The 24,507-nt window shown below is 70.3% G+C and carries 22 protein-coding genes and 2 tRNA genes; 13 read left to right on the plus strand and 11 right to left on the minus strand.

Translation table 11 applies throughout. The features are described from left to right. Nucleotides 1–164 precede the first annotated feature (164 nt). The 4 genes from I596_RS10780 to pcp all read left to right on the plus strand — a co-directional run bounded on the left by I596_RS10780 (nucleotide 165) and on the right by pcp (nucleotide 4,218). Nucleotides 165–1,628 carry a catalase gene (locus I596_RS10780; protein WP_067647590.1) on the plus strand — a complete coding sequence of 488 codons (1,464 nt, stop codon included), beginning with the start codon at nucleotides 165–167 and terminating at the stop codon, nucleotides 1,626–1,628. Nucleotides 1,629–1,857: 229 nt separating this feature from the next. Beyond that, on the plus strand, nucleotides 1,858–2,574 hold the full coding sequence (locus tag I596_RS10785) for a DUF969 domain-containing protein (RefSeq protein ID WP_223303815.1): 717 nt from the start codon (nucleotides 1,858–1,860) through the stop codon (nucleotides 2,572–2,574). Continuing rightward, complete coding sequence (locus tag I596_RS10790; protein ID WP_067647592.1) at nucleotides 2,561–3,532, plus strand: 5-oxoproline transporter, DUF979 family subunit; 972 nt, start codon at nucleotides 2,561–2,563, stop codon at nucleotides 3,530–3,532. Before I596_RS10785 ends, I596_RS10790 begins: the two co-directional genes overlap by 14 nt. Then, nucleotides 3,532–4,218, plus strand: coding sequence for a pyroglutamyl-peptidase I (pcp, locus tag I596_RS10795; RefSeq protein WP_067647595.1), 687 nt, complete (start codon nucleotides 3,532–3,534; stop codon nucleotides 4,216–4,218). The genes I596_RS10790 and pcp overlap by 1 nt, the downstream gene beginning before the upstream one ends. 60 nt (nucleotides 4,219–4,278) lie before the next feature. On the opposite strand, the gene I596_RS10800 is transcribed toward pcp, so the two are convergent. The 8 genes from I596_RS10800 to I596_RS10835 form a co-directional block, all read right to left on the minus strand. After that, nucleotides 4,279–5,598, minus strand: coding sequence for a PQQ-dependent sugar dehydrogenase (locus I596_RS10800; protein ID WP_083965514.1), 1,320 nt, complete (start codon nucleotides 5,596–5,598; stop codon nucleotides 4,279–4,281). A 109-nt stretch (nucleotides 5,599–5,707) separates the two neighbouring features. Next, nucleotides 5,708–6,376, minus strand: coding sequence for a hypothetical protein (locus tag I596_RS10805; RefSeq protein ID WP_150132113.1), 669 nt, complete (start codon nucleotides 6,374–6,376; stop codon nucleotides 5,708–5,710). A gap of 212 nt (nucleotides 6,377–6,588) precedes the next feature. Beyond that, nucleotides 6,589–6,924, minus strand: a complete 336-nt coding sequence (locus I596_RS10810) for a hypothetical protein (protein WP_150132114.1) — start codon at nucleotides 6,922–6,924, stop codon at nucleotides 6,589–6,591. 17 nt (nucleotides 6,925–6,941) lie between these two features. Further along, nucleotides 6,942–7,340 (minus strand): hypothetical protein, encoded by a 399-nt coding sequence (locus I596_RS10815; protein WP_150132115.1) that lies wholly within the window; start codon nucleotides 7,338–7,340, stop codon nucleotides 6,942–6,944. 50 nt (nucleotides 7,341–7,390) lie between these two features. Next, a complete protein-coding gene (dcd, locus tag I596_RS10820; protein WP_067647610.1) occupies nucleotides 7,391–7,960 on the minus strand; it encodes a dCTP deaminase in 570 nt (189 codons plus the stop codon). A 66-nt stretch (nucleotides 7,961–8,026) separates the two neighbouring features. Beyond that, nucleotides 8,027–8,947, minus strand: coding sequence for a PHB depolymerase family esterase (locus I596_RS10825; RefSeq protein WP_067647613.1), 921 nt, complete (start codon nucleotides 8,945–8,947; stop codon nucleotides 8,027–8,029). A 27-nt stretch (nucleotides 8,948–8,974) separates the two neighbouring features. Then, the gene (locus tag I596_RS10830; protein WP_067647615.1) at nucleotides 8,975–9,733 is read right to left on the minus strand and encodes an enoyl-CoA hydratase/isomerase family protein; all 759 of its coding nucleotides are present in this window, start codon (nucleotides 9,731–9,733) and stop codon (nucleotides 8,975–8,977) included. Nucleotides 9,734–9,743: 10 nt separating this feature from the next. Next, entirely contained in the window at nucleotides 9,744–11,174 is a 1,431-nt protein-coding gene (locus I596_RS10835) for a DUF4139 domain-containing protein (RefSeq protein ID WP_067647618.1), read from the minus strand. 62 nt (nucleotides 11,175–11,236) lie between these two features. On the opposite strand from I596_RS10835, the gene I596_RS10840 reads away from it, so the two are divergent. Then, nucleotides 11,237–11,728 (plus strand): copper chaperone PCu(A)C, encoded by a 492-nt coding sequence (locus I596_RS10840; RefSeq protein ID WP_083965515.1) that lies wholly within the window; start codon nucleotides 11,237–11,239, stop codon nucleotides 11,726–11,728. A 66-nt stretch (nucleotides 11,729–11,794) separates the two neighbouring features. On the opposite strand, the gene I596_RS10845 is transcribed toward I596_RS10840, so the two are convergent. Together I596_RS10845 and uvrA are read right to left on the minus strand one after the other, a co-directional pair. After that, a complete protein-coding gene (locus I596_RS10845; RefSeq protein WP_083965516.1) occupies nucleotides 11,795–12,307 on the minus strand; it encodes an acyl-CoA thioesterase in 513 nt (170 codons plus the stop codon). Then, a complete protein-coding gene (gene uvrA / locus I596_RS10850; RefSeq protein WP_067647624.1) occupies nucleotides 12,304–15,198 on the minus strand; it encodes an excinuclease ABC subunit UvrA in 2,895 nt (964 codons plus the stop codon). The genes I596_RS10845 and uvrA overlap by 4 nt, the downstream gene beginning before the upstream one ends. Before the next feature lie 241 nt (nucleotides 15,199–15,439). On the opposite strand from uvrA, the gene rplU reads away from it, so the two are divergent. The 3 genes from rplU (at nucleotide 15,440) to cgtA (ending at nucleotide 17,210) form a co-directional block, all read left to right on the plus strand. Beyond that, nucleotides 15,440–15,754 (plus strand): 50S ribosomal protein L21, encoded by a 315-nt coding sequence (gene rplU / locus I596_RS10855; protein WP_067647627.1) that lies wholly within the window; start codon nucleotides 15,440–15,442, stop codon nucleotides 15,752–15,754. 13 nt (nucleotides 15,755–15,767) lie between these two features. Beyond that, entirely contained in the window at nucleotides 15,768–16,028 is a 261-nt protein-coding gene (gene rpmA / locus I596_RS10860) for a 50S ribosomal protein L27 (protein ID WP_067647630.1), read from the plus strand. A 144-nt stretch (nucleotides 16,029–16,172) separates the two neighbouring features. Further along, nucleotides 16,173–17,210 (plus strand): Obg family GTPase CgtA, encoded by a 1,038-nt coding sequence (cgtA, locus tag I596_RS10865; protein ID WP_067647633.1) that lies wholly within the window; start codon nucleotides 16,173–16,175, stop codon nucleotides 17,208–17,210. Between the two features lie 84 nt (nucleotides 17,211–17,294). Here cgtA and rpsT read toward each other — a convergent pair whose 3' ends face one another. Continuing rightward, nucleotides 17,295–17,558 (minus strand): 30S ribosomal protein S20, encoded by a 264-nt coding sequence (gene rpsT / locus I596_RS10870; protein WP_067647636.1) that lies wholly within the window; start codon nucleotides 17,556–17,558, stop codon nucleotides 17,295–17,297. Nucleotides 17,559–17,795: 237 nt separating this feature from the next. Between rpsT and murJ the strand changes: the two genes are divergently transcribed. The 5 genes from murJ to I596_RS10895 all read left to right on the plus strand — a co-directional run bounded on the left by murJ (nucleotide 17,796) and on the right by I596_RS10895 (nucleotide 23,954). Next, nucleotides 17,796–19,406, plus strand: coding sequence for a murein biosynthesis integral membrane protein MurJ (murJ, locus tag I596_RS10875; protein ID WP_067647639.1), 1,611 nt, complete (start codon nucleotides 17,796–17,798; stop codon nucleotides 19,404–19,406). Between the two features lie 430 nt (nucleotides 19,407–19,836). Continuing rightward, a complete protein-coding gene (locus I596_RS10880; protein ID WP_067647642.1) occupies nucleotides 19,837–20,796 on the plus strand; it encodes a bifunctional riboflavin kinase/FAD synthetase in 960 nt (319 codons plus the stop codon). Next, the gene (gene ileS / locus I596_RS10885; protein WP_067647645.1) at nucleotides 20,793–23,678 is read left to right on the plus strand and encodes an isoleucine--tRNA ligase; all 2,886 of its coding nucleotides are present in this window, start codon (nucleotides 20,793–20,795) and stop codon (nucleotides 23,676–23,678) included. Before I596_RS10880 ends, ileS begins: the two co-directional genes overlap by 4 nt. Before the next feature lie 124 nt (nucleotides 23,679–23,802). After that, nucleotides 23,803–23,878: transfer RNA gene (locus I596_RS10890), tRNA-Thr, on the plus strand. A gap of 1 nt (nucleotide 23,879) precedes the next feature. Then, nucleotides 23,880–23,954, plus strand: a tRNA-Val gene (locus tag I596_RS10895). Nucleotides 23,955–24,507: the final 553 nt, after the last annotated feature.

Genomic DNA, 24,507 nt, shown 5'->3' on the forward strand with positions numbered 1-24,507 from the left:
GCGCGGATGACCTCACCTGACCGCGGCGCCGGTGCGCAGGCGGCGCTGACCCGTGCGACCCTTGCGATCGACAGTGTCTATCGATCGATTCAATAGAAACAACTTCACGCTATCGCGGCACCCTCGTACAGTTCGTCGCGTCCCCGCCCGCCCGAGAGCACGCCATGACGAAAACGACACTGACCACCGCCGCCGGCCGCCCGGTGGCCGACAACCAGAACAGCGAAACCGCCGGCCGCCGCGGCCCGGTCGTCGTGCAGGACTTCTGGCTGATCGAGAAACTCGCCCATTTCGACCGCGAGCGCATCCCCGAGCGCGTGGTCCACGCCAAGGGCTCGGCCGCCTACGGCACGCTGACGATCACCCACGACATCACGCGCTACACCAAGGCCGCGCTGTTCGCCGGCATCGGCAAGAAGACGCCGCTGTTCCTGCGCTTCTCGACCGTGGCCGGCGAGCGCGGCGCGGCGGACGCCGAGCGCGACGTGCGCGGCTTCGCGATCAAGTTCTACACCGAGGACGGCAACTGGGACCTGGTCGGCAACAACACACCGGTGTTCTTCATCCGCGATCCGCTCAAGTTCCCGGACTTCATCCACACGCAGAAGCGCGACCCGCGCACGAACCTGCGCAACCCGACCGCCGCCTGGGACTTCTGGTCGCTGCACCCGGAGTCCCTGCACCAGGTGACGATCCTGATGAGCGACCGCGGCATCCCGGCCAACCTGCGCCAGCAGCACGGCTTCGGCTCCCACACCTTCAGCTTCCTCAACGCCGCGGGCGAGCGCTTCTGGGTCAAGTTCCACTTCAAGTCGCTGCAGGGCATCGCCAACCTGACCGATGCCGAGGCCGCGCAGGTCGTCGCGACCGACCGCGAGAGCTCGCAGCGCGATCTCTACGCGGCGATCGAGCGTGGCGACCATCCGCGCTGGCGCATGGCCGTGCAGGTCATGCCCGAGGCCGACGCGACGACCTACCGCTTCAACCCGTTCGACCTGACCAAGGTGTGGCCGCACGGCGACTACCCGCTGATCGACGTCGGCATCCTCGAACTCGACCGCAATCCGGACAACTACTTCGCCGAGGTCGAGCAGAGCGCGTTCAATCCGGCCAACGTCGTGCCCGGCATCGGCTACTCGCCGGACCGCATGCTGCAGGGCCGCCTGTTCTCGTACGGCGACACCCATCGCTATCGCCTGGGGATCAACCACGACCAGTTGCCGGTGAACCGGCCGCACTGCCCGTACCACACGCCGCACCGCGACGGCTCGATGCGCGGCGACGACAACGGCGGCCTGCTGCCCGGCGGCGCGGCGGTGCCGAACTACCAGCCCAATTCGTTCGGCGGCCCGGTCGACGCCCCGGCCGTCGCCGAGCCGCCGCTGGCCGAGGCGTTCGGCGGCACCGTGGCGCGCTACGACCACCGCGAGGACGAGGACTACTACAGCCAGCCCGGCGCGCTGTTCCGGTTGTTCACCGCCGACGAGAAGGCGCGGCTGTTCGCGAACATCGCCGCCTCGATCGGCAGCGTGCCCGAGGCGATCCAGCGCCGGCAGATCGCCCACTTCACGAAGGCCGACCCGGCCTACGGTGCCGGCGTGGCGCAGGCGCTCGGCCTCGCGATCTGATCCGCTCGGACGCGCGGCGGTTCGGCTTGGCCGCATCCGCTGCCGGCCGGTCGTCGAGAAACGACCTGGCGCGATCCATGGACGGATCGCTCGCGGAGCGACGACGCAAGCCGTCGCTCCGCGCAGTGGGTGGCGCGACTCTGCCGCGGCCGTGCGGGTCGAAAAAGGACAGGAGCGCCCTTTTTCGACATCCTGCTAGGATGCCGCGACCACCCGCCGGGAGCCCCGCGTGATCCCATCGACCGCCGTCAACTACTGGCCGCTGCTGGGGGTCGCGATCGTGGTGGCCGGCTTCGCGCTGCGCCGCAACCCGGTGCTGGTCGTCATCGTCGCCGGCCTGGTCAGCGGCCTGGCCGCCGGCTTCGGCCCCGGCGAGCTGCTGGCGCTCCTGGGCACCGCCTTCATCGAGAACCGCGCGCTGCTGATGTTCCTGCTGACGCTTCCGGCCGTCGGGCTGCTGGAGCGGTACGGCCTGCGCGAGCGCGCGCGCGACTGGATCGCCGGCTTCCGCCGCATGAACCTGGCGCGCTTCCAGATCGCCTACCTGGCGGTGCGCCAGCTCACCAGCATGGCCGGCCTGACCCATGTGGCCGGGCACGCGCAGACCGTGCGGCCGCTGGCCGCCCCGATGAGCGAGGCGGCCGCCGAGCGCGAACTCGGCCCGCTGTCGCCCGCCGAACGCGACCGCGTGCGCGCCACCACTGCGGCCACCGACAACATCGGCCTGTTCTTCGGCGAGGACGTGTTCGTCGCGATCGGCGCGGTGCTGTTGATCCAGGGGTTCTTCGCGCGCAACGGCATCGTGTTGGAGCCGTTGACGATCGCGCTGTGGGCGCTGCCGACGGCGCTGGCCGCCTTCGCGATCCACGCGCTGCGGCTGTGGCTGTTCCGGCGTGCGCTGCTCCGCAGCCGCAACACCCAGGCGGCGGCCGATGCTGCGGATTGAGTATCTCTACGCGCTGATCGCGGCGCTGCTCGCCTGCACGGCGCTTTTCAACCTGCGCGAGCGCCGGTTCGCGATGGCCGCGTTCTGGGTGATCCTGGCGGCGCCGTTCGCGCTCGGCGACACGATCCTGGCCGCCGCGCGCGACGGCTTGGCGTGGCCGTCCCAGGCGGCCGGCATCGGCGTCATCGCGCTGGGGCTGCTGGCGGCCGGCGGCCGCCTGGGGAGCGAGCCCGACACGGCCGAAGCCGCGGCCGAACGCCGCGCCGCCGCGCGACGCCTGGGCAACCGGCTGTTCTGGCCGGCGCTGTCGATCCCGGTGCTGACGCTGGCGCTGTTCTTCGGCGGCGGCCACCTGGGCTGGAACGGCCGACCCCTGCTCGATCCGAAGGCCCTCACGCTGAGCGCGCTGGCGCTCGCCAGCCTGATCGCACTCGGCGCCGCCCTGCGCGTCACGCGCGCACCGCCGTTGCAGGCGCTGGGCGAGGGCCGCCGGCTGGTCGACGCCCTCGGCTGGGCGATCCTGCTGCCGATGGTGCTGGCGACGCTCGGCGGCGTGTTCGCGGCGACCGGCGTCGGCGAAGCGGTCGCCGAGCTGATCGGGATGGTGATTCCCACCGGCAACCGAATCGCCTGCCTGCTCGCCTTCGCGTTCGGCATGGTGTTCTTCACGGTCATCATGGGCAACGCCTTCGCGGCATTTCCGGTCATGATGGCGGGCATCGGCCTGCCGCTGCTGATCCGCCAGCACGGCGCCGACCCGGCCCTGCTCGGCGCGGTCGGCATGCTGACCGGCTACTGCGGCACCTTGCTGACGCCGATGGCCGCCAACTTCAACATCGTGCCGGCGGTGCTGCTGGAACTGCCGGACCAGCACGCCGTCATCCGCGCCCAGATCGGGACCGCGCTGCCGCTGCTGGCCTTCAACATCGCGCTGATGGCCTGGCTGGTGTTCCGCTGATGGCGCCGCGCCAGGCCAAGGCACGCACGCCGGTCCGGCAGCCACGCGTGCTGCTGACCGGCTTCGAACCGTTCGACGGGGAGCACGCCAATCCGTCGCAGCAGATCGTCGAGCAGCTGGACGGCCGGACGATCGCCGGCCACCGGATCGTCGGCGCGGTCCTGCCGGTCACCTTCGCGCAGACGCAGCCGCTGCTGCAGCAGTTGCTGGAGCGTCACCGGCCGCGCCTGGCGATCGCGCTCGGGCAGGCCGGCGGCCGTGCCGAACTCTCGCTGGAGCGTGTCGCGATCAACCTCGTCGACGCGCGCATCGCCGACAACGGCGGCGCGCAGCCGGTCGACCAGCCGGTGATCGCCGGCGCGCCGCCGGCGTACTTCTCGAGCCTGCCGGTCAAGGCGATCCTCGCTGCGCTGCGCGATCGCGCGATTCCCGCCGCGCTCTCGCTGAGCGCCGGCAGCTACGTCTGCAACCAGGTGTTCTACCTCCTGGCGCACCTGCTGGCGACCGCCCATCCGGACACGCGCGGCGGCTTCATCCATGTGCCCTGGCTGCCCGCCCAGGTCGCTGCCCGCCCCGGCCAGCCGAGCATGGCGCTGGCGACGATGACCGACGGTGTCGCCACCGCGATCGCCTGCGCGCTGGCGACCGAGCAGGACCTGCACGTCCCGGGCGGCAGCACGCACTGAGCGGCGGCGGCGTGGCGGGAGGAATGGCCGCCGCGGGGCGGCCCGATCCGCCGGCGCGGATCAGTCGAAGCCGCCCTTCATGATCTCCTGCGAACTGATCCGGTAGATCGCGTCGCCCGCGGTGTGCGCCACGTAGAGGTTGCCGGCCTCGTCCTCGCCGAAGCCCGAATAGGTCCCGTAGCCGTCGGCATCGTCGCGCCAGACCGACACGTCCCAGGCGTCGCCGGCACCGGGCTTGGCGAACAGGATCTCGCTGGAGCACGAGTCGGCGAACAGGTACATGCCCTGCAGCGCGCGCACCGGACCGCGGAAACGGAATCCGCCGGTGATCGCGCAGCGGGCTCCGGCACGCGCGTAGTCGATCACCGGGAGCACGTTGGGCGGCAGCGGCGGCTGGCAGATGTTGGCGGTGTTGAACACGCTGGTGCCTTCCATGCAGCGCCAGCCATAGAACAAGGGCTCCACCGAACCGGCCCGGCGCAGGTCGATCTCCTCGCGTACGAACTGGCCGACGTCGCCGATCCACAGGTCGCCGGTGGCGCGATCGAAGCTGAAGCGCCACGGATTGCGGAAACCGTGCAACCAGATCTCGTCGCAGGTGCCGGCGCTACCCACATGCGGGTTGTCGGCCGGGATCGCGTACTCGGCGGCCGCGCCGGCGACGCTACCGCACATTTCGGCGGTGGCCGTCGCACCCCGCCGGTCGACGTCGATGCGCAGCATCTTGCCGCGCAGGAAATACTGCGGCGTGGCGCTGCTGCTGCCGCAGCTGGCCGGATTGGCATCGGCCGGCTTCTTCCAGAGGCATTCGGCGAAGCCGTGCGTGCCGTTCTGCTGCCCGCCGTCGCCGGTCGACATCACCAGCATGCCGTCCGGGGCGAAATGCAGGTCGCCGCCGAAGTGCGCGGCGCCGTTGCTGGCCAGCCGCAGCACCAGGGTCGACGCGGGATCGGCGACGTCCGGATCGGACGAGACGCGGTAGCGCAGCAGGACCTCGTCCGGCGAGGTTCCCAGCCGCGGATCGGACGCCGGCCGTACCGCGGCGACGTAGAACTCGTCGTTGTGCGCCAGCCCGGGCCGGCCGAAGTTCGGATGGAATGCCAGCCCCAGCAGGCCGCTGATGCTGTCGAAGCTGACCGGGACACTGACGAACGGCGTCGGCGCCACCGACCCGTCATGCCGCACCACGTGCACGCTGCCGCGCTGGCTGACGACGAACAATCGGCCACTGCCGTCATGCGGCGCGCGCACCGCGACCGGATCGGGGATGGTGCCGCCGACGCGGACCAGATCCAGGTCGGCCGGCGCCGTCTGCGCCGGAACCGCCACCGGGCAGGCCGCCACGGCAGCCAGAATGATCCACCTTGCCACTTTCGCCATGGGCTGTCCTCCCCTGCCGCCGTAGCCGGCGGCCCGGGCCGATGCTACGCCCGTCCGCGGCGGTCCGCGCGACCGGCCGGCCGGCGGCTGTACGGAACGTGCGCCGCGATCAGCAGCCCTGGTCGGCCGCGGGCTGCTCGCTGAGCTCGACGACCAGCTCGCCGGTCGCGGCGTACGGCAGCTTCACCTTCATCGGATCGGTCGAGTAGTAGAACTTCCCCTTGCTGGGCGCGCTGAGCTTGCCGCGCGCCGTCGCGTCGAAGGAGGTCCCGACGGCCTTGGGTGTCGTCGCGATGGCCAGGCGGCGCACCTTTTCGAGGTTCACGCAGGCCAGCAGGCGCGTCGGCTTGAACGGGCGGATGTCGATGTAGAGCGGATCGACGTCCTTGGTCTCCAGCACCTTGTCGCGATCGTCGAGCAGGTAGAGGACCGGCTTGAACACGGTGTTGCCGCGGCCACGGTCGTTGGGAACCGCACGCACGCGGATGCGCAGGGTCGCGTGCGCCACCTGGCGCGGCAGCTCGACCACGCGATAGCGGCTCTTGCCTTCGGGAAAGTCGCGCTCGAACGACGCCTCGTCGATCCGGAAACGTTCCGGCCGGTCGAAATCCAGCTCGATCGCCTCGTGCGGCGCCGTCGCCGACAACGGCGTGTCGTCGGCCTTGGCCCCGAACAGCCGGTCGCGCCACTCGACGAACGGGTTGGCCGCGCAGGCAGCGGCGCCGATCGTGAAACCGGCCAGGGCGAAAGCAAGAACGAGGACTCGACGCAGGTGCACGGCGGTATCGAAGAAAACGTGACGGACGACGATGGGTTCCACCGCCGGGCGGTGATTCCGGGGTGTCGGCACTGCAACGGTGGCCGTGCGCGACAGATCCACGGAGGCCTGGCGGCCGATGCGGGCAGCCGCCACGAAGCCGGCAGGGTAGCCGCGCAGACCCCGCGACAGGCTGAACGAGCGGCGGACGACCGCGACGCGGAACAGCGCGACTAGGGCTGGGCGCCCTGCTGGCGCAGATCCACGCCGTCCGTGTCGACCGCCTCGATCTCCAGCGCACGCGCGATCGAGCCCAGCGCGCGAAGCTGCGCCTCGCTGGCCTTCTTGCTGCGCTTGAGCACGATCGTGCGCAGGCCTTCGCTGCTCTTGAGTTCGCTGAGGTAGCCGTACAGCTCGGCCTTGCCCATCGTGAAGCCGCTGACCGAGAACCTGTCGTCCCGGGCCGGTTCCACCGACAGCTTGCCGTCGCGGACATCCTTCGCCAGCACCGGCAGCGCCAGCAGCAGCGCGGCCATGACCACCAGTACCTTGCGTACGAAGCGTTTCATCTCGATCCCCTTGAGGTTCACTTCGACCGGCTCTGGACGCGGATCTCGCCGGTTTCACCCTTCTGCTCGACCCAGGCGCGGAAACCGAGCTCGTGGGCGACGCGCATCAGGGCCAGGATATGCGCATCGGTGACCTTCTGCTTCTCGCCGCGCTTGAGCAGCACCGACTGCAGCGACAAGGCTTCCTCCTTGCGGTAGCGCATCGCGTCGCGGAGCGCCTCGGCGGTCAACGGCACGCCGCTGTAGTCGAACTGGCTGTCCTTCTCGGCCAGCAGGACCACGTCGAATTCGGCCGGGATATCCTCGCTGCGCACCAGTTCCTCGTTGCGGGCGCCGCCCAGGCAGGCGGCCAGCGACAACAGGAGCAACGCGAGCGGAACGAAGCGCCAGCGGCGCAGGGCAACGACTGAGGACATTTCGCGGATCTCGGGCACGGCGGGCGGGAACCGGAAGCCTACCACCGGAATCAGGTTCGCGGCAGGGTCACCCCGCGCTGCCCCTGGTACTTGCCGCCGCGATCGCGGTAACTGGTCTGGCAGACCTCGTCGGATTGGAAGAACAGCATCTGGGCGACGCCTTCGTTGGCGTAGATGCGTGCCGGCAGCGGCGTGGTGTTGGAGAACTCCAGCGTGACGTGCCCTTCCCACTCCGGCTCCAGCGGCGTCACGTTGACGATGATCCCGCAGCGGGCATAGGTGCTCTTGCCGAGGCACACCACCAGCACGTCGCGCGGAATCCTGAAGTATTCCACCGTCCGCGCCAAGGCGAAGCTGTTGGGCGGGATGATGCACTCGTCCGCTTCGATGTCCACGAAGCTCTTCGGGTCGAAGTGCTTCGGATCGACGATCGTCGAGTTGATGTTGGTGAACACCTTGAATTCGCGCGAGCAGCGCACGTCGTAGCCGTAGCTGGACGTGCCGTAGCTGACGATGCGCTGTCCGTCCCCGTCCTGCTTGACCTGGCCCGCCTCGAACGGCTCGATCATGCCGTTCTGCTCGGCCTGGCGGCGAATCCACTGATCGGACTTGATGCTCACGTTCGCTCCGGCGGGGACAAAGGCCGGCAATGGTACGGCATGCCCGCCTTTCGCAACCAACCGGCTTCAGGGGTCGCGGCGAAACGGGCAGAGGAAGGTCCAGGCCGCGGCGATGCCGGCCGCGTCGTAGACGTGCCCGCCTGCGAACTCGGCATAGGCCAGCGTATCGCCGGCGGTCCAGCCGGCCGCGAGGAAGGCCGTGCGATCGGCCTGGGCGTACGGCAACAGGCTGTCGGACTGCCCGATGCGGATCGCGACCGGCACCCGGACCGGCGCCGTGGCCGGATCGCAGTACGGACCGATGTAGTCCACGCACTGGATGCGTGCCGCCGCGGCCACCGCGTAGGCGGAGAACGCCTGGTAGTGCCGGTTGATCGGCGTGAGATTGAGGTCGTGCATGACCGCGCCGCCGGCCGAGTAGCCCCAGCCGTACACACGCAGGAGGTCGATGTTGTAGGCAGCCGCCGCATCCGCGATCGCCGCGGCGACGACGTCGTAGTCCGACGGGCCGCTGCCGTCCACGTCCGGCGCGAGCCATCCGCCCTGGCTGCCGCCGGCCACGGGCGCCAGCACGACCACCTGCCCGGCATCGGCTGCCGGCGCCCAGGCCATCGCCAGGGCGGTGGCCGCGGCCGCCGCATTGCCGGGACCGGCGGCGCCGTGCAGCGCCACCACCAGCGGGAACGCGTGGCCAGGCCGGTAGGCGGCAGGCAGGTACAAGCGATAGCTGCGGCTGCCGACGCCGGGCACCGATACCGTGCGCGTGACGGCGCCGGGATAGCTGCCGCCGGAACCGCCGGAGGGTTGGCGCAGGACCGCCGGCACCGCGTCCAGGCCGTCGACGAACAGCGCATCGGGGTGCGTGCAGATCCAGCCGGGCAACCGCGCCGCCGCAAGCGGCCCGGCGGCGAGCGCGATCGCGACCGGCAGCGCCAGCGCAGGCAGGCGCGGCAGGGCGCAGCCGGAGCGGTCGGTCCTGGCAGCCACGACCGGATCGCGCCCCGGCGCCGTCGATCAGCGCGACTTGCTGCGCAAGCGCGCGACCAGCGCCTGCAGCGTGCCCTGCGACTCGTCGGAGAACCAGCCGTCGACGAATGCCTCCACCGGAAACGCCGCCAGGTCCGCGAAGGCGGCGACCAGGTCGGCACGCGCCAGCCGGCGGGTCTCGGCCATCGCGCGCGGCGGCAGCTGCAGCAGCTCGCCGAGCCAGACCAGCGCCCGCGGCACGACGTGGTCGACGTCGACCAGTTCGTCGACGAAACCGATCGCCTGCGCCTGCTCGGCCTCCAGCATCGTCCCGGAGACCATCAGGCGCTCGGCGCGATAGGTGCCGACCAGCCGGCGCAAGCCGACCTGGATGCAGTCGGGCACCGACAGGCCGACCTGGACCTCGTTGAGGCCGATGCGGTACGGACCACGCGCCATGACGCGGTAGTCGCAGAACATCGCCAGCACGGCGCCGCCGGCCGGACTGTGTCCGGTCAGCGCGGCCACGCTCGGGATCGGCGAGCGGGCGATCGCCGCGCACAGGGCGAAGAACTCGGTCCAGAACGCGTGCATCGCCGCCCGGTCCAGTGCCAGCAGGGCTGGAACGTCCAACCCGGCCGAGAACATGCCGGGCGCGCCGGACAACAGCAGCCCGCGCGCACCGGACGCGGGCGCCGCCTCGATCGCTTCGCGCAAGCGGCCGACCAGGGCCGGATCGAGTGCGTTTACCGGCGGACGGGCGAGGCGAAGTTCACGGACGGAGGGGTGGTCGACGATATCGAGCATGGCGGTGCGTTCATTCCTCGGTGGGCGTCCAACTGTAGCGCAGCGCGTAGTCCAGCGTCGCCTTGCCACCCTTGGGAACCTCCACCGCGAACTCGAGCTGATTGACCGTCTGCCGCGCCGGCTTCTGGCTGGAACTGACCAGGCTCCAGGTCCGCCAGCGGTTGGGGTACGCACGCACCGTCACCGTTCGCGCGACGTCGCCGCTGTTGGTCAGCGTGACGCGGAACCCCTCGTCCATCGTGCGTCCGCCGCGATCGACGCTGAACGCCGTGCGCTCGCGCTGGCCGGACAGGTCGAAGGCATTGCCGAGCGTGATCGTGGCCGGCAACCCCTTGGCGGTGTCGTCCAGGCGCGCCTCGGCGAGCAGCTCCAGGCTGCCGTCGCGATCGCGCGTCAGCACGCGCAGCGTGCCGGCCGGCAGGTTCTCGTCGGCGACGAAGCGCAGGCTGCTGACGACGCGCGACGCCACCGGCGCGCCCTCGTAGTCCGCGGTCAGCAGCGGCTTGGCCGGGAACCAGGCATTGCCGACGTCGAACAGCCAGCTGCGCTGGCAGTTGAGCGTGCGCGGCGCGTACAGCGGCACCTGGGTGACGCTGGCGTCGGGAAGGTCGAGTGCACCGTCGATGACGTAGCTGCGGTAGTCACCGAGCGCAGCCTGCTCGGGCAGCGATTCGGGTGCCGAGTCGCGCGCCATCATCGCCTTCATCGCGAACGGCTGGGGACCGCCGCCGCTGGCGATGTTCGGCTCGCCGGCGATCAGCTTGAGGCGTGCGCCCTGGTAGTCGCGGCCGCTGCGGTTGGCGATGCTGGCGAGCGCCTCGAGATTGAGACTGCAGCCGCTGCCGTCGGCCAGCGTCGCCGCATAGGCCGCACGCCAGCCGAGGCCCGAGGTCGGATACGTCAGCGCAGCCAGGGTGTTGCCGGCACTGCCGTCCACCACCAGCTGCAGCGTGCTGCCGGGCTGGCCGGTGCGATCCAGGAAGCGCACGGCGGCGTACTCGCGTAGGTAGCGCATGTCGCCGCTGTCGTCGCGCACCGTCAGGCCGTTGCCGTCCACCCCGACCAGCACGCCGGTGACGATCGCGCTGCCGTCGGCGCGCTGGATCTGCACGCGCTCGCCGCGGTGCGCCGCCAGCGTGCCGCCGTCGCCGGCCGAGAGCACGCGCTGGGCCAGCACGCGGCTGCGGCCGAGGTCGAGCGCGACCGCTTCCGGATCCAGCGTCGTCGGCAGGCCGCCGAGCGACAGCGACTCGCGGCCGCCGCTCAACGAAATGCTGCGGCGCTCGTGCACGACCGCGTAGCCGTCGGCGACGGGAGAACCGCCCCCCTCGAACAGCGCACCGCCGCTGTTGCGGTAGATCGTCAGCCCGACGCTGTCGGCGGCGGCCGCCGGAACCACGGCGGCAAGGGTCAATCCAGTGGCGAGCAACGTGCGGTGCATGGTCGCGTTTCCTTGGGGGCTGCGTCAGGCGGGCTATGATACGGGGCGCTCAGGAGATACCGATGAATCGATTGCAACAATGCATGACGGCCGTCGCGGCGCTATCGTCGCTGTTCGCCGGCAGCGCCTGGGGCGCCGGCCGGCTCGACGTCGAGGCGGGCTGGATTCGTCCCGCGCCGCCGGGGGTTTCGATGCTGGCCGGCTACGCGCGGCTGCACAACGGCGGTGATGCGCCGCTGCGCGTGACCGCCGTCGAAAGCACGGCGTTCGGCGCGGTGTCGATCCACGAAACCACGCTCGTCGACGGCGTCTCGCGCATGCGCGAGCTGGCCGGACTGTCGATCGACGCCGGCGCAAGCGCGACGCTGGAACCGGGTGGCAAGCACCTGATGCTGATGGAACCGGCGCAGGCGATCGAAGCCGGCGGCAGCGTCCGGATCGTGTTCGTGCTCGACGACGGCAGCCGCGTCCCGGCCGAGTTCACGGTCGCCGATCGCGCGCCGGCGACGGGCCACGGTCACGCCGACCACGACCACGCCGGCCACGCACACTAGGACGCGTCTTCCGGCCCGGCGCCCGGGCCCGGTAACCGCACGAGAACCGCCCGCGCGCCGCGGGCTTCAGCCGTCGCGGCCGGCGTGCTCGCAGGCCGTGAGGATCGCCGCCGGCAACGGCGTCGACCGCCCGTCGGCCGGATCGATCCAGACCACGACGACATGGCCGTCGACGTACAGCGTATGGTCCGTGCGCGCCACGATCCGGTGGCCGATCGTCAGCGAGGAGCGGCCGACGCGCTCGCAGTACAGCTCGACGTCGATCTCCGCCGGCCAACCCAGCTGGCGCCGGTAGTTGACCTGGATCGCGGCCACCACCGGCATGCTGTGCTCGTCGAACCACGGCCCCTCCACCCCCGACAGCCAGCGCAGCCGCGCTTCCTCGAGAAAGGTCAGGAAATTGCCGTTGTTGACGTGATTGAAGGCGTCGAGGTCGCGCCAACGCAACGCGATTGGAAATGCGCCGAGGCAGGTACCGCCCTCGCCGCCCGTCTCCGCACGGCCGGCGGGTACCGGCACGGTTTCCGGCGGGGGCGGCTCCGCCGGCGCCGCGGCCGGCTTCTTGCGGGATCGATTCATGCCTTCTTCTTCCTCTTCGTGTTCTTGGCACCGGTGGCGCGTGCGCCACGACCGGCCGGCGGTGCGACCGGCGCATCGAGCACGCGCGCCAGGAACCGGCCGGTATGCGAGGCCGGGTTGGCGGCGATAGCCTCGGGCGTGCCGGCGGCGATGATCGTGCCGCCGCGGTCGCCGCCCTCGGGACCGAGGTCGACGACCCAGTCGGCGGTCTTGATGACGTCGAGGTTGTGCTCGATCACGACCACGGTATTGCCCGCCTCGGTCAGGCGGTGCAGCACCTTGAGAAGCTGCTCGATGTCGTAGAAATGCAAGCCGGTGGTCGGTTCGTCCAGGATGTACAGCGTGCGCCCGGTGTCGCGCTTGCTGAGCTCGCGCGACAGCTTGACGCGCTGCGCCTCGCCACCGGACAGCGTGGTGGCGCTCTGGCCGAGCTTGATGTAGCCCAGTCCCACGTCGATCAGCGTCTCGAGCTTGCGCGCCAGCGTCGGCACGTTCTCGAACAGCTTCATCGCGTCCTCGACGGTCATGTCGAGCACGTCGGAAATGGTGCAGCCCTTGTAGAGGATCTCCAGCGTCTCGCGGTTGTAGCGCTTGCCGTGACAGACGTCGCAGGGCACGTACACGTCCGGCAGGAAGTGCATCTCGACCTTGATCAGGCCGTCGCCCTCGCAGGCCTCGCAACGGCCGCCCTTGACGTTGAAGCTGAAGCGTCCGGGGCCGTAGCCGCGCGAGCGCGCCTCGGGCACCTGGGCGAACAGCTCGCGCAGCGGCGTGAACAGGCCGGTATAGGTGGCCGGGTTCGAGCGCGGCGTGCGGCCGATCGGCGACTGGTCGATGTCGACCACCTTGTCGAACAGCTCCATCCCCTGCATCTCGCGGTACGCGGTGGCCTTCTCGTGCGCCCCGTTGAGTTCGCTCGCGGCGAGCCGGTACAGCGTGTCGTTGATCAGCGTGGACTTGCCCGACCCGGACACGCCGGTGACCGCCACGAACAGCCCGGCCGGGATCTCCAGGTCCACGTTCTTGAGGTTGTTGCCGCTGGCCCCGAGCAGGCGCAGCATCGCCTCCGGGTCGGGCGTGCGCCGATGCGCCGGCACCTCGACGCGGCGCTCGCCGGACAGGTACTGCCCGGTCAGCGAGCGCGGTGCGGCGAGCACGTCGGCCAGCGAGCCCTGGGCGACCACCTCGCCACCGTGGACGCCAGCACCGGGGCCGATGTCGACGACGTGGTCGGCCAGGCGGATCGCATCCTCGTCGTGCTCGACGACGATCACCGTGTTGCCGAGGTCGCGCAGGCGGTTGAGCGTGCCGAGCAGGCGCTCGTTGTCGCGCTGGTGCAGGCCGATCGAGGGCTCGTCGAGCACGTACATCACGCCGACCAGCCCGGCGCCGATCTGCGAGGCCAGGCGGATGCGCTGGGCCTCGCCACCCGACAGCGAGTCGGCCTGCCGGTCGAGCGTCAGGTAGTCCAGACCGACGTCCACGAGGAAATGCAGCCGCTCGCGGATTTCCTTGACGATCTTCGCGGCGATCTCGCCGCGCCAGCCGGCCAGCGTCAACGCCTGGAAGAAGCCCAGCGACTGGTCGATCGGCAGCGCCGTGAGCGTCGGCAGGTTGCGATCGCCGACGAACACGTTGCGGGCGCTGCGGTTGAGGCGCTGGCCGCCGCAGTCCGGGCACGGCTGCTCGCTGACGTACTTGGACAGCTCCTCGCGCACGGCCGGCGATTCGGTCTCGCGATAGCGGCGCTCCAGGTTCGGGATGATGCCCTCGAAGCGGTGCTTGCGCGTCACCGTGCCGCCGGACTCGCTGAGGTAGCGGAAACTGATCGGGTCGTCGCCCGAGCCGTACAGCACGTGCTGGCAGATCGCCGCCGGCAGCTCGTCCCAGGGCGCGTCGACGTCGAACCGGTAGTGCCGCGCCAGCGACAGGATCATCTGGAAGTAGTAGGCGTTGCGCCGGTCCCAGCCGCGCACCGCACCGGCCGCGAGGCTGAGCTGCGGATGGACGACGACCCGTCCCGGATCGAAGAACTGCGTCACGCCGAGGCCGTCGCAGGCCGGGCACGCGCCGACCGGGGAATTGAACGAGAACAGGCGCGGCTCCAGCTCCGGCAGCGCGTAGTCGCAGACCGGGCAGGAAAACCGCGAGGAGAACGTCGTCTCGGCCGACCCGCCGTCCATGTCGGCCAGGATCGCGATGCCGTCGCCGAGGCGCAGCGCCGTCTCGAACGACTCGGCCAGCCGCTGCTTGAGGTCCTCGCGCGGGCGGAAGCGGTCGATGACCGCCTCGATCGTGTGCTTCTGGCGCAGGGTCAGCGGCGGCACCGCGTCCAGCTCGTGGACCACGCCGTCGACGCGGGCCCGCACGAAGCCCTGCGCACGCAGCTGCTCGAACACCTGGACGTGCTCGCCCTTGCGCTCGCGGATCACCGGCGCCAGCAGCATGTAGCGCCTGGCGCCATCGAGCGCCAGGGTCGCGTCGACCATCTGGCTGACGGTCTGCGCCTCCAGCGTGATGCCGTGGTCGGGGCAGCGCGGTGTACCGACCCGCGCGAACAGCAGGCGCAGGTAGTCGTAGACCTCGGTGATCGTGCCGACCGTCGAGCGCGGATTGTGGGAGGTGGACTTCTGCTCGATCGAGATCGCCGGCGAGAGGCCCTCGATGTGGTCGACGTCGGGCTTCTCCATCACCGAAAGGAACTGGCGCGCATAGGCCGACAGCGACTCGACGTAGCGGCGCTGGCCTTCGGCGTAGATCGTGTCGAACGCCAGCGAGGACTTGCCGGAGCCGGACAGGCCGGTGATCACGATCAGCTTGTCGCGCGGCAGGTCGATGTCGATGTTCTTGAGGTTGTGGGTGCGCGCACCGCGGATGCGGATCGTGTCCATGGCCGGCTCGGGGGGAAGGCGAACTGGGCACTATAGCGCGCAGGCGGAGGCGACGAACCCCGTGACGGACGGCCCGATATCAAGGGCCGGCGCCCCGATCACGCCCGGTTGTTCAGCTTGAGGACGCACCTGCGACGGCTTGACGCGACCGCCCGCTCCGGCTATAGTCGGCGGCCGATTTTTACCGGCGCTTCGCGCGTCGGCGGGCAGAAGTCAGAATAACTACAGAGGCATTGCCAGCATGTACGCAGTCATCGTTACCGGCGGTAAGCAGTACCGCGTGGCGCAGGGCGAGACCCTGCGCGTCGAGAAGCTCGTCGCCGACGTCGACAGCACCGTCGAGTTCGACCAGGTGCTCCTGATCGGCGAAGGCGAGTCGATCACGATCGGGGCCCCGCTAATCAGCGGCGCCAAGGTCGCGGCCAAGATCCGTTCGCACGGCCGCGCCGACAAGATCCGCATCGTCAAGTTCCGTCGCCGCAAGCACCATCGCAAGGAGATGGGCCACCGGCAGCACTACACCGAAATCGAAATCACCGGCATCACCGGCGCCTGAGGAGAGTCTAGTCATGGCACACAAGAAAGCTGGCGGCTCTACCCGCAACGGCCGCGATTCCAATCCGAAGTACCTCGGCGTCAAGATCTACGGCGGCCAGGCCGTCAACGCCGGCAACATCATCATTCGCCAGCGCGGCACCAAGTTCCACCCGGGCACCGGTGTGGGCCTGGGCCGTGACCATACGCTGTTCGCGCTGGTCGACGGCGTGGTCGAGTTCAAGGTCAAGGGCGCCGAGAAGCGCAAGACCGTCAACATCGTCCCGTCCGCCTGACGCCGGCCCCGCCGCCTCGCGGCGGGCCCGACATCGCGAAGGCCCCGCTACGGCGGGGCTTTTCGTTTGTACGGCGCGACCGCCCGCCGGCACGCGGCGGACCCGCCGGCAACCTCCTCTTTCCGCTCCCTGCAACGGTGTCTCATGCATTTCGTCGATGAAGCCACGATCCGCGTCATTGCCGGCAACGGCGGCAACGGCTGCGTCAGCTTCCGGCGCGAGAAATTCATCCCGTTCGGCGGCCCCGACGGCGGCGACGGCGGCGGCGGCGGCAGCGTCTACCTGGTCGCCGACGAGGGCCTCAACACGCTGGTCGATTTCCGCCACGAACGCACCCACCGCGCCCAGCGCGGCGAGAACGGCATGAGCCGCCAGATGAACGGCAAGGCCGGCGCGGACAACGTCATCCGCGTGCCGGTCGGTACGGTCATCTACAACGTCGCGACCGACGAGCAGATCGGCGACCTGACCCGGCACGGCGAGCGCCTGCTGGTTGCGCGGGGCGGCACCGGCGGCATCGGCAACGTCCACTTCAAGAGCTCGGTCAACCGGGCGCCGCGGCGCGCGACGTCCGGCTCGGAAGGCGAGGACCGCGAGCTGCGCCTGGAGCTGAAGGTGCTGGCCGACGTCGGCCTGCTCGGCTTCCCGAACGCCGGCAAGTCGACCTTCATCCGCGCGGTCTCGGCGGCGACCCCGCGCGTGGCCGACTATCCGTTCACGACGCTGCAGCCGCACCTGGGCGTGGTACGCATCGATACCGACCAGAGCTTCGTGATCGCCGACATCCCGGGCCTGATCGAGGGCGCTGCCGAGGGCGCGGGCCTGGGCGTGCAGTTCCTCAAGCACGTCGCCCGCACCCGCCTGCTGCTGCACCTGGTCGACATCGCGCCGCTCGACGGCATCACCGACCCGGTCGACCAGTTCCGCACGATCGAGCAGGAGCTTGCGCAGTTCGATCCGGAGCTGCTGCAGCGGCCGCGCTGGCTGGTACTCAACAAGGCCGACCTGCTGCCCGAGGAAGAGCGCGCCAAGACCGCCAAGGCGATCGTCCGGCGACTCAAGTGGAAGCAGCCCTGGTTCGTCGCCTCGGCGATCGGCCGCGACGGCACCTGGCCGATCTGCCTGGAGATCCAGCGCTTCTTCGACGAGCAGCGCCGCGACGCGCTCGATGCCGCCGGCTGACGGACGGACGCATCCGCCCCCGCGCGGCGCACAACAAAAAAAGCCGGCTTTCGCCGGCTTTTTCGTTGCTGCTTCGTCCCGGACTCAGCCCAGCGCGCGGATGTGCGCGGTCAGGCGGCTCTTGTGGCGAGCGGCCTTGTTCTGGTGGATCAGGCCGCGCGCGGCATAGCGATCCATGATCGGCTCGGCGACGCGGAACGCCGCTTCGGCGCCGGCCTTGTCCTTGGCGTCGAGCGCCTTGACGACCTTCTTGATAGCGGTACGCACCATCGAACGGGCGCTGGCGTTGCGCTGACGCGCCTGCTCGGACTGACGCGCACGCTTCTTGGCGGACTTGATGTTGGCCACGGATGGTACTCCAGGAATCGGGGCAAGAAAAAAGGCGTGGGATTATGAAGCCGCTGGCCGCAACGGTCAAGTCGCAGGCCGGAGACGGCCGCGGGGGATTGGGGACGCGCAGGTAAAAGCCCGATACTAGCCGCTTGGTTTTCGCCTCCCGGGCCGGGGATCGCCCGGCCATCCGCCGACACTGTACCCGTTCCCGTCGGCAGCGGCCGGCCTTCATTTTCCATTCGCGTAGCGCCGATGCCTCCAACTCCCAGCCTCCTGCGGTCGATGCTGAGCTTCAGCGGCGGCACCTTCGTCTCCCGCGTCCTCGGCCTGGTCCGCGAAATGGTCATCGCCTGGACCTTCGGCGCCAATGCGACCACCGACGCGTTCTGGGTCGCGTTCCGGATCCCCAACTTCATGCGCCGCCTGTTCGCCGAGGGTTCGTTCGCGGCGGCGTTCGTGCCGGTGCTGACCGAGGTCAAGGAGCGCGACAGCGCCGAGGCGCTGCGCGAGCTGATCGCGCGCACGGCCGGCACGCTGGGCGGCATCCTGCTGGTCGTCACCGCACTGGGCATCGCCTGCGCCGAGGGCGTGACGCGTGTCTTCGCACCCGGCTCGATCGACGATCCGGCCAAGCTGGCGCTGACCGCCGACCTGCTGCGGCTGACGTTCCCGTACCTGCTGTTCGTCTCGCTGACGGCACTGGCCGGCAGTGTGCTCAACAGCTTCCACCGCTTCGCGCTGCCGGCGCTCACGCCGGTGATCTTCAACCTGTGCATGATCGCCGGCGCGCTGTGGCTGGCGCCGCGGATGGACGTGCCGATCATGGCGCTGGGCTGGGCGATCCTGGCCGCCGGCGTGCTGCAGTTGCTGTTCCAGCTGCCGGCGCTGCGCCGGCTGAACCTGCTGACGCTGCCGCGCTGGGGCTGGCGCCACCCGCAGGTGCAGCGCATCCTGAAGCTGATGGTGCCGACCCTGTTCGGCTCGTCGGTGGCACAGGTCAACCTGCTGCTCGACACGCTGATCGCCTCGTTCCTGATCACCGGCTCGCAGACCTGGCTGTCGCAGACCGACCGGCTGCTGGAATTTCCATTGGGTCTGTTCGGCGTCGCGCTGGGCACGGTGATCCTGCCCTCGCTTTCGCGCCACCATGTCGGCGACGACCCGCTCGGCTATTCCAAGGCGCTGGACTGGGGCCTGCGCACCGCGCTGCTGATCGCGCTGCCGGCGATGCTCGGCCTGGTGCTGCTGGCCGGCCCGATCGTCTCGACGCTGTTCCAGCACGGCCGTTTCGACGCCCACGACGTGCGCATGGCGTCCCTGTCGCTGTCGGCGCTGAGCTTCGGCCTGCCGGCCTTCGTGCTGGTGAAGGTCCTGGCACCGGCGTTCTATGCGCGCCAGGACACACGCACGCCGGTTCGCGCCGGTGTGGCGGCGATGGTCGCCAGCATGCTGCTCAACGTCGTCTTCGTCGGCCTGCTGCTGGCGCTGTGGCATGCGCCCGGCGACCTGTCCGACGGCTGGCTCGCGGCGCTGGAGCGCGTACCCGGCCTGCACGTGGGGCTCGCGCTCGCCAGCGCGCTCGCCAGCTATCTCAACCTGGCCCTGCTCTGGCGCGCGCTGCGCCGCGAAGGCCTCTATCGCCGCCAACCTGGCTGGGGCCGGCACCTGCTGCGACTGGGCCTAGCCTGCGCCGCGCTGGTCGCCGTGCTCGTCGGCGGGCTCGTCGTCTGGAACGACTGGACCGCCTGGCCGGCGGCGACCCGACTGCTGCGTCTTTCGATCCTGATCGTCGCGGCAGGCACGGCCTTCGTCGCGACGCTGTTGGCGCTCGGCCTGCGCGTCCGCGACCTGCGCGCACACTAGGGCGTGTCATCAATCCCCCGGTAGGCCGCGCCGTTCTTGCGTGCGTCCGGGACAAGGAAGAGGGAGGAAGTGGACGTGGGTCCACGCCCGAGCGATGACGCAGTCCCGGGCGCACGCAAGAGCGGCCCTACGGGTTGGCCCTGGAAAGCCGCCAGCGTGCGTTGCGCGGCTTGACCTGACGGCCAGTCAGGCGCGGCGCCACACAACACCCCCTGACGACTTTCCAGGGCCAACGCGACCTGCCGGGGGATTGATGACACGCCCTAGAGCGGTCCGCGGCCGTTCGCGGACCGCGGCGAACGGCCGGCTTGCGGAACGGCCCGACCGGCTCGACCGTGAGCGCCGGAGCCGGTGATGCAGGCGGTGCGATGACCGTGCCGCCGGGCGGTTCGGCACGACGGCATTGCCACCGGCTCGCTATAATCGCGCGATGATCCAGGTATTCCACGATGCCGCGGGCCCGCCCTTGGCCCCGGGCGGCAGTGTTCTGTGCGTCGGCGCGTTCGACGGCGTCCATCGCGGCCACCGCGCCCTGCTCGACCAGGTCCGCCGGCGCGCCGACGCGCTCGGCCTGCCGGCGGCCGTGGTCAGCTTCGAGCCGATCCCGCGTGAGTTCTTTGCGCGCACCACGCCGCTGCTGCGCCTGTCGGACCTGCACGACAAGATCGAGCAGTTCGAGGCCGCCGGTATCGACATCCTGCTGTCGCTGAACTTCGATGCCGAGCTGGCCCACTGGGAGGCCGAGCGCTTCATCGCGTGCGTGCTGGTGGACCGGCTGCAGGCCCGCGAGGTCTTCGTCGGCGCCGACTTCCGCTTCGGCCACGGCCGCAAGGGCGACGTCGCGCTGCTGCGCGCGGCCGGCGCCGATGCCGGTTTCCGCGTCGAGGTCTTCCCGGACTTCGCGGTGGACGGCGCGCGCGTGCGCTCCAGCCACATCCGCGAGCTGCTGGCGGCCGGCGATTTCGACGGCGCCGCGGCGCTGCTCGGCCGCCGCTTCCGGATCGGCGGCACCGTGGTGCACGGCCAGCAGCTGGGCCGGCGGCTCGGCTATCCGACCGCGAACATCGCCCTGGGCAGCCGCATCTCGCCGGTCAACGGCATCTTCGCGGTGCGCGTGCACGGCCTGGCCGGCGAGCCGCACCCGGGCGTGGCCAGCCTCGGCGTACGGCCGACCGTCGACGGCAGCGAACCGCTGCTGGAGGCGCACCTGTTCGATTTCGACGGCGACCTGTACGGCCGCCGCCTCGACGTGGAGTTCGTCGCCAAGCTGCGCGACGAGGAAAAATTCGCCGATCTCGACGCCCTGGTCCGCCAGATGGACCTCGACGCCGCCGCGGCGCGCACGATTCTGGGCCTTCCGCAGGCTGCCAAAGCCGGAGTGACCGCGTGACCAAGGACTACAAGAGCACCATCAACCTGCCGAAGACCGACTTCGCGATGAAGGCGGACCTGGCCAAGCGCGAGCCGGCGATGCTGGCCGAGTGGTACGCGAGCGAGCGCTACCAGGCAATCCAGCGCCACACGGCCGGGCGCGAGCGGGCCTTCATCCTGCACGACGGCCCGCCGTACGCGAACGGCGTGATCCACATCGGCCACGCCGTCAACAAGGTGCTCAAGGACGTCGTCGTCAAGTCCAAGCTGATGGCGGGCTACCGGTCGCCGTACGTCCCGGGCTGGGACTGCCACGGCCTGCCGATCGAGATCGCCGTGGAGAAGGAGGTCGGCAAGGTCGGCCAGAAGGTGGACGCGGCAACGTTCCGCCAGAAGTGCCGCGAGTACGCCGCCAAGCAGATCGACCTGCAGCGCGCGGACTTCAAGCGGCTGGGCATCCTCGGCGACTGGGACCATCCGTATCGCACGATGGATGCGCGCTTCGAGGCCGACATGCTGCGCGCCCTGGCCAGGATCTACGCCAACGGCCACGTCACGCGCGGCTTCAAGCCGGTGCATTGGTGCTTCGACTGCGGCTCGGCGCTGGCGGAGGCCGAGATCGAGTATGCCGACAAGACCTCTCCGGCGATCGACGTCGCCTACGACGCGGTCGATCCGCAGGCGCTCGCGAAACGGTTCGGCGTGACGGTCGACGAAGCGACCCTCGTCGCCGTGCCGATCTGGACCACGACGCCGTGGACACTGCCGGCCAGCCTGGCCGTTTCGCTCGGCCCCGAGCTCGAGTACGTGCTGGTCGAGGGGCCGGCGCGCGAGGGCAAGCGCGTGCTGCTGGTGATCGCCGCCGCCCTCGCGGAAAAGGCGCTCGCGCGCTATGGGATCGACGGCGTCGCACTGCCGGCAGGCAGCCGCACGGCGATCGGCGCGGACCTGGAGCTGACCGCCCTGCACCACCCGTTCTACGACCGGCAGGTGCCGATCCTGGTCGGCGCTCACGTCAGCGCCGAGGACGGCACCGGCGCGGTCCACACCGCGCCCGGCCACGGCGTCGAGGACTTCGCGGTCGGGCAGGCCTACGGCCTGATCGACCGCTACAGCGCAGCGGAACTCAATCCGGTCGGCGGCAACGGCGTCTACCTGCCCGGCACGCCGCTGTTCGAGGGGCAGTTCATCTGGAAGGCGAACGACGCGATCGTCGAGCTGCTGCGCGGCAACGGCCACCTGCTCGCGTTCGCCAGGTTCGAGCACAGCTACCCGCACTGCTGGCGCCACAAGACGCCGGTCGCGTTCCGCGCGACGCCGCAGTGGTTCATGAGCATGGAGAAGGAAGGCCTGCGCGCCACCGCCCTGGAGGCGATCAAGGCGGTGCGCTGGATCCCGGCCTGGGGCGAGGAGCGCATCACCGGCATGATCGCCGGCCGGCCCGACTGGTGCATCTCGCGCCAGCGCACCTGGGGCGTGCCGATCGCGCTGTTCGTCGAGAAGAGCACGCAGCTGCCGCATCCGCGCAGCGTCGAGCTGTTCGAGCAGGTCGCGCAGCGCGTCGAGAAGGACGGCATCGACGCCTGGGCCGCGCTCGATGCCCGCGAGCTCCTCGGCGAGGACGCCGAGCGCTACGAGAAGGTCGGCGACGTCCTGGACGTGTGGTTCGACTCGGGCGTGACGCACTACGCCGTGCTCGACCAGCGTCCCGAGCTGGCGCACGGCCCCGACGACCGCATCATGTACCTGGAAGGCTCGGACCAGCACCGCGGCTGGTTCCACTCCTCGCTGCTGACGGCATCGGCGATGCACGGTCGCGCGCCGTACGACGAGGTGCTGACGCACGGCTTCACGGTCGACCAGCACGGCCGCAAGATGTCCAAGTCGCTCGGCAACGTGATCGCGCCGCAGAAGGTCGTCGATACGCTCGGCGCCGACGTGCTGCGCCTGTGGGTGGCTTCGACCGACTACCGCAACGAGATCGCCGTCTCCGACGAGATCCTGAAGCGCGTTTCCGATGCCTATCGCCGCATCCGCAACACCGCCCGCTTCCTGCTCGGCAACCTCGACGGCTTCGATCCGGCCCGGCACCTGCTGCCGGTGGAAGGCTGCCTGCTGCTGGACCAGTGGGCGGTGCAGCAGGCGCACGACGTGCAGACCGCCGTGATCGCCGCCTACGAGCGCTACGACTATCCGGAGATCGTGCAGCGCGTGCAGAACTTCTGCACGAACGAGCTGGGTTCGCTGTACCTGGACATCACCAAGGACCGGCTCTACACGATGCCGACCGACAGCCACGGCCGGCGCAGCGCGCAGAGCGCGATGTTCCGCATCCTCGAGGCACTGGTGCGCTGGCTCGCCCCGCTGACCAGCTTCACCGCCGAGGAGATCTGGCAGCACCTGCCGGCCGCTGCCGGCGGCAGCGCGCGCGGCGCGTCGGTGTTCTTCGAGACCTGGTACGAAGGCCTCGCGCCGATGCAGGCCTCGCCGGAGCGCCGCCGTTTCTGGGCCGACCTGCTGGCGATCCGCGGCACCGTCTCCAAGGTGCTGGAGGGCATGCGCAACGACGGCGCGATCGGCGCCTCGCTGCAGGCCGAGGTGACGCTGCACCTCGACGCCGCGACGCGCGCCCGCTACGCCGACACGGCCGCCGAGCTGCGCTTCTTCTTCATCACCTCGGAACTGGTCCTGGCCGACCTGGATACCCGGCCCGCCGACGCGGTGCGCGTGGAGATCGACGAGGGCGAGGCCTGGGTCGTCGCCCGGCCGAGCGCAGCGGCCAAGTGCGTGCGCTGCTGGCACTACCGGGCGGACGTGGGCGGCACGGCCGACGATCCGGAGCTGTGCGGGCGCTGCGTCGAGAACGTCGCCGGTGCCGGCGAGGTACGGCAGTGGTTCTGAAGCCCGGGCGCCGCCGACCGGCCGTCGGCGGTACCGGCGGCGGACGCCGGCATCCACCGGCAATCCGGCGCGACGACGGTGTTGTCCACGGCACGCCGAGTGTCTATACTGCGCGGCCCCGCGGGCCGGAGTAGCTCAGTTGGTAGAGCAACGCATTCGTAATGCGTGGGTCGGGGGTTCGATTCCCTTCTCCGGCACCATGGGCGGTTAGCTCAGCGGTAGAGCACTGCCTTCACACGGCAGGTGTCGCAGGTTCGATCCCTGCACCGCCCACCATCCAATCAAGCACTTAGCGATTCGGATAGATGCGCGTACGGAAAACCGCCCTGGGCAACCGGGCGGTTTTTTCGTTTCTGCCATCGAGCCGCCCCGCAGGCGGCAGCGCCATCCGTTCGCGCTGACGAATGACCCGCGTGCATTCACCGCCTCACGCGCGGCTCCCTCGGTGCCCCACGGGCATCGTGGGCCACGCGACACATGGTCGGCGCAGTGCGATCGACGGACGCACGGCGCGCAGAATCGGCATGCGACCAGCCAGCCGTGATCTGGCGCTCTTCTCCGGACGCTCGGACGCGATTGACCCTCGCAAACCGGGATACGCGAAGACGAGGACGACGTCGGAGGCAAGCAACGGCCCGCCGTTCGGAGCAAGACCGACCCGGTCGACGCGCTCCCGCGACCCGACCACGTTCCGCTTCGGCGCCTGCCGATTGAATCGCGCCGTGCGGGAGGCGTCGAGCTCATTGCTCACGATGCCCGCATGGTCCCCGTGGCGAGATCCGCCACGGCATCCTCGGGCTCACGCCGGGGACGCAGGCGAAATTGCGAC

Origin of the sequence: Dokdonella koreensis DS-123, assembly GCF_001632775.1 — a bacterium.
GTDB classification, from domain to species: Bacteria; Pseudomonadota; Gammaproteobacteria; order Xanthomonadales; family Rhodanobacteraceae; genus Dokdonella; species Dokdonella koreensis.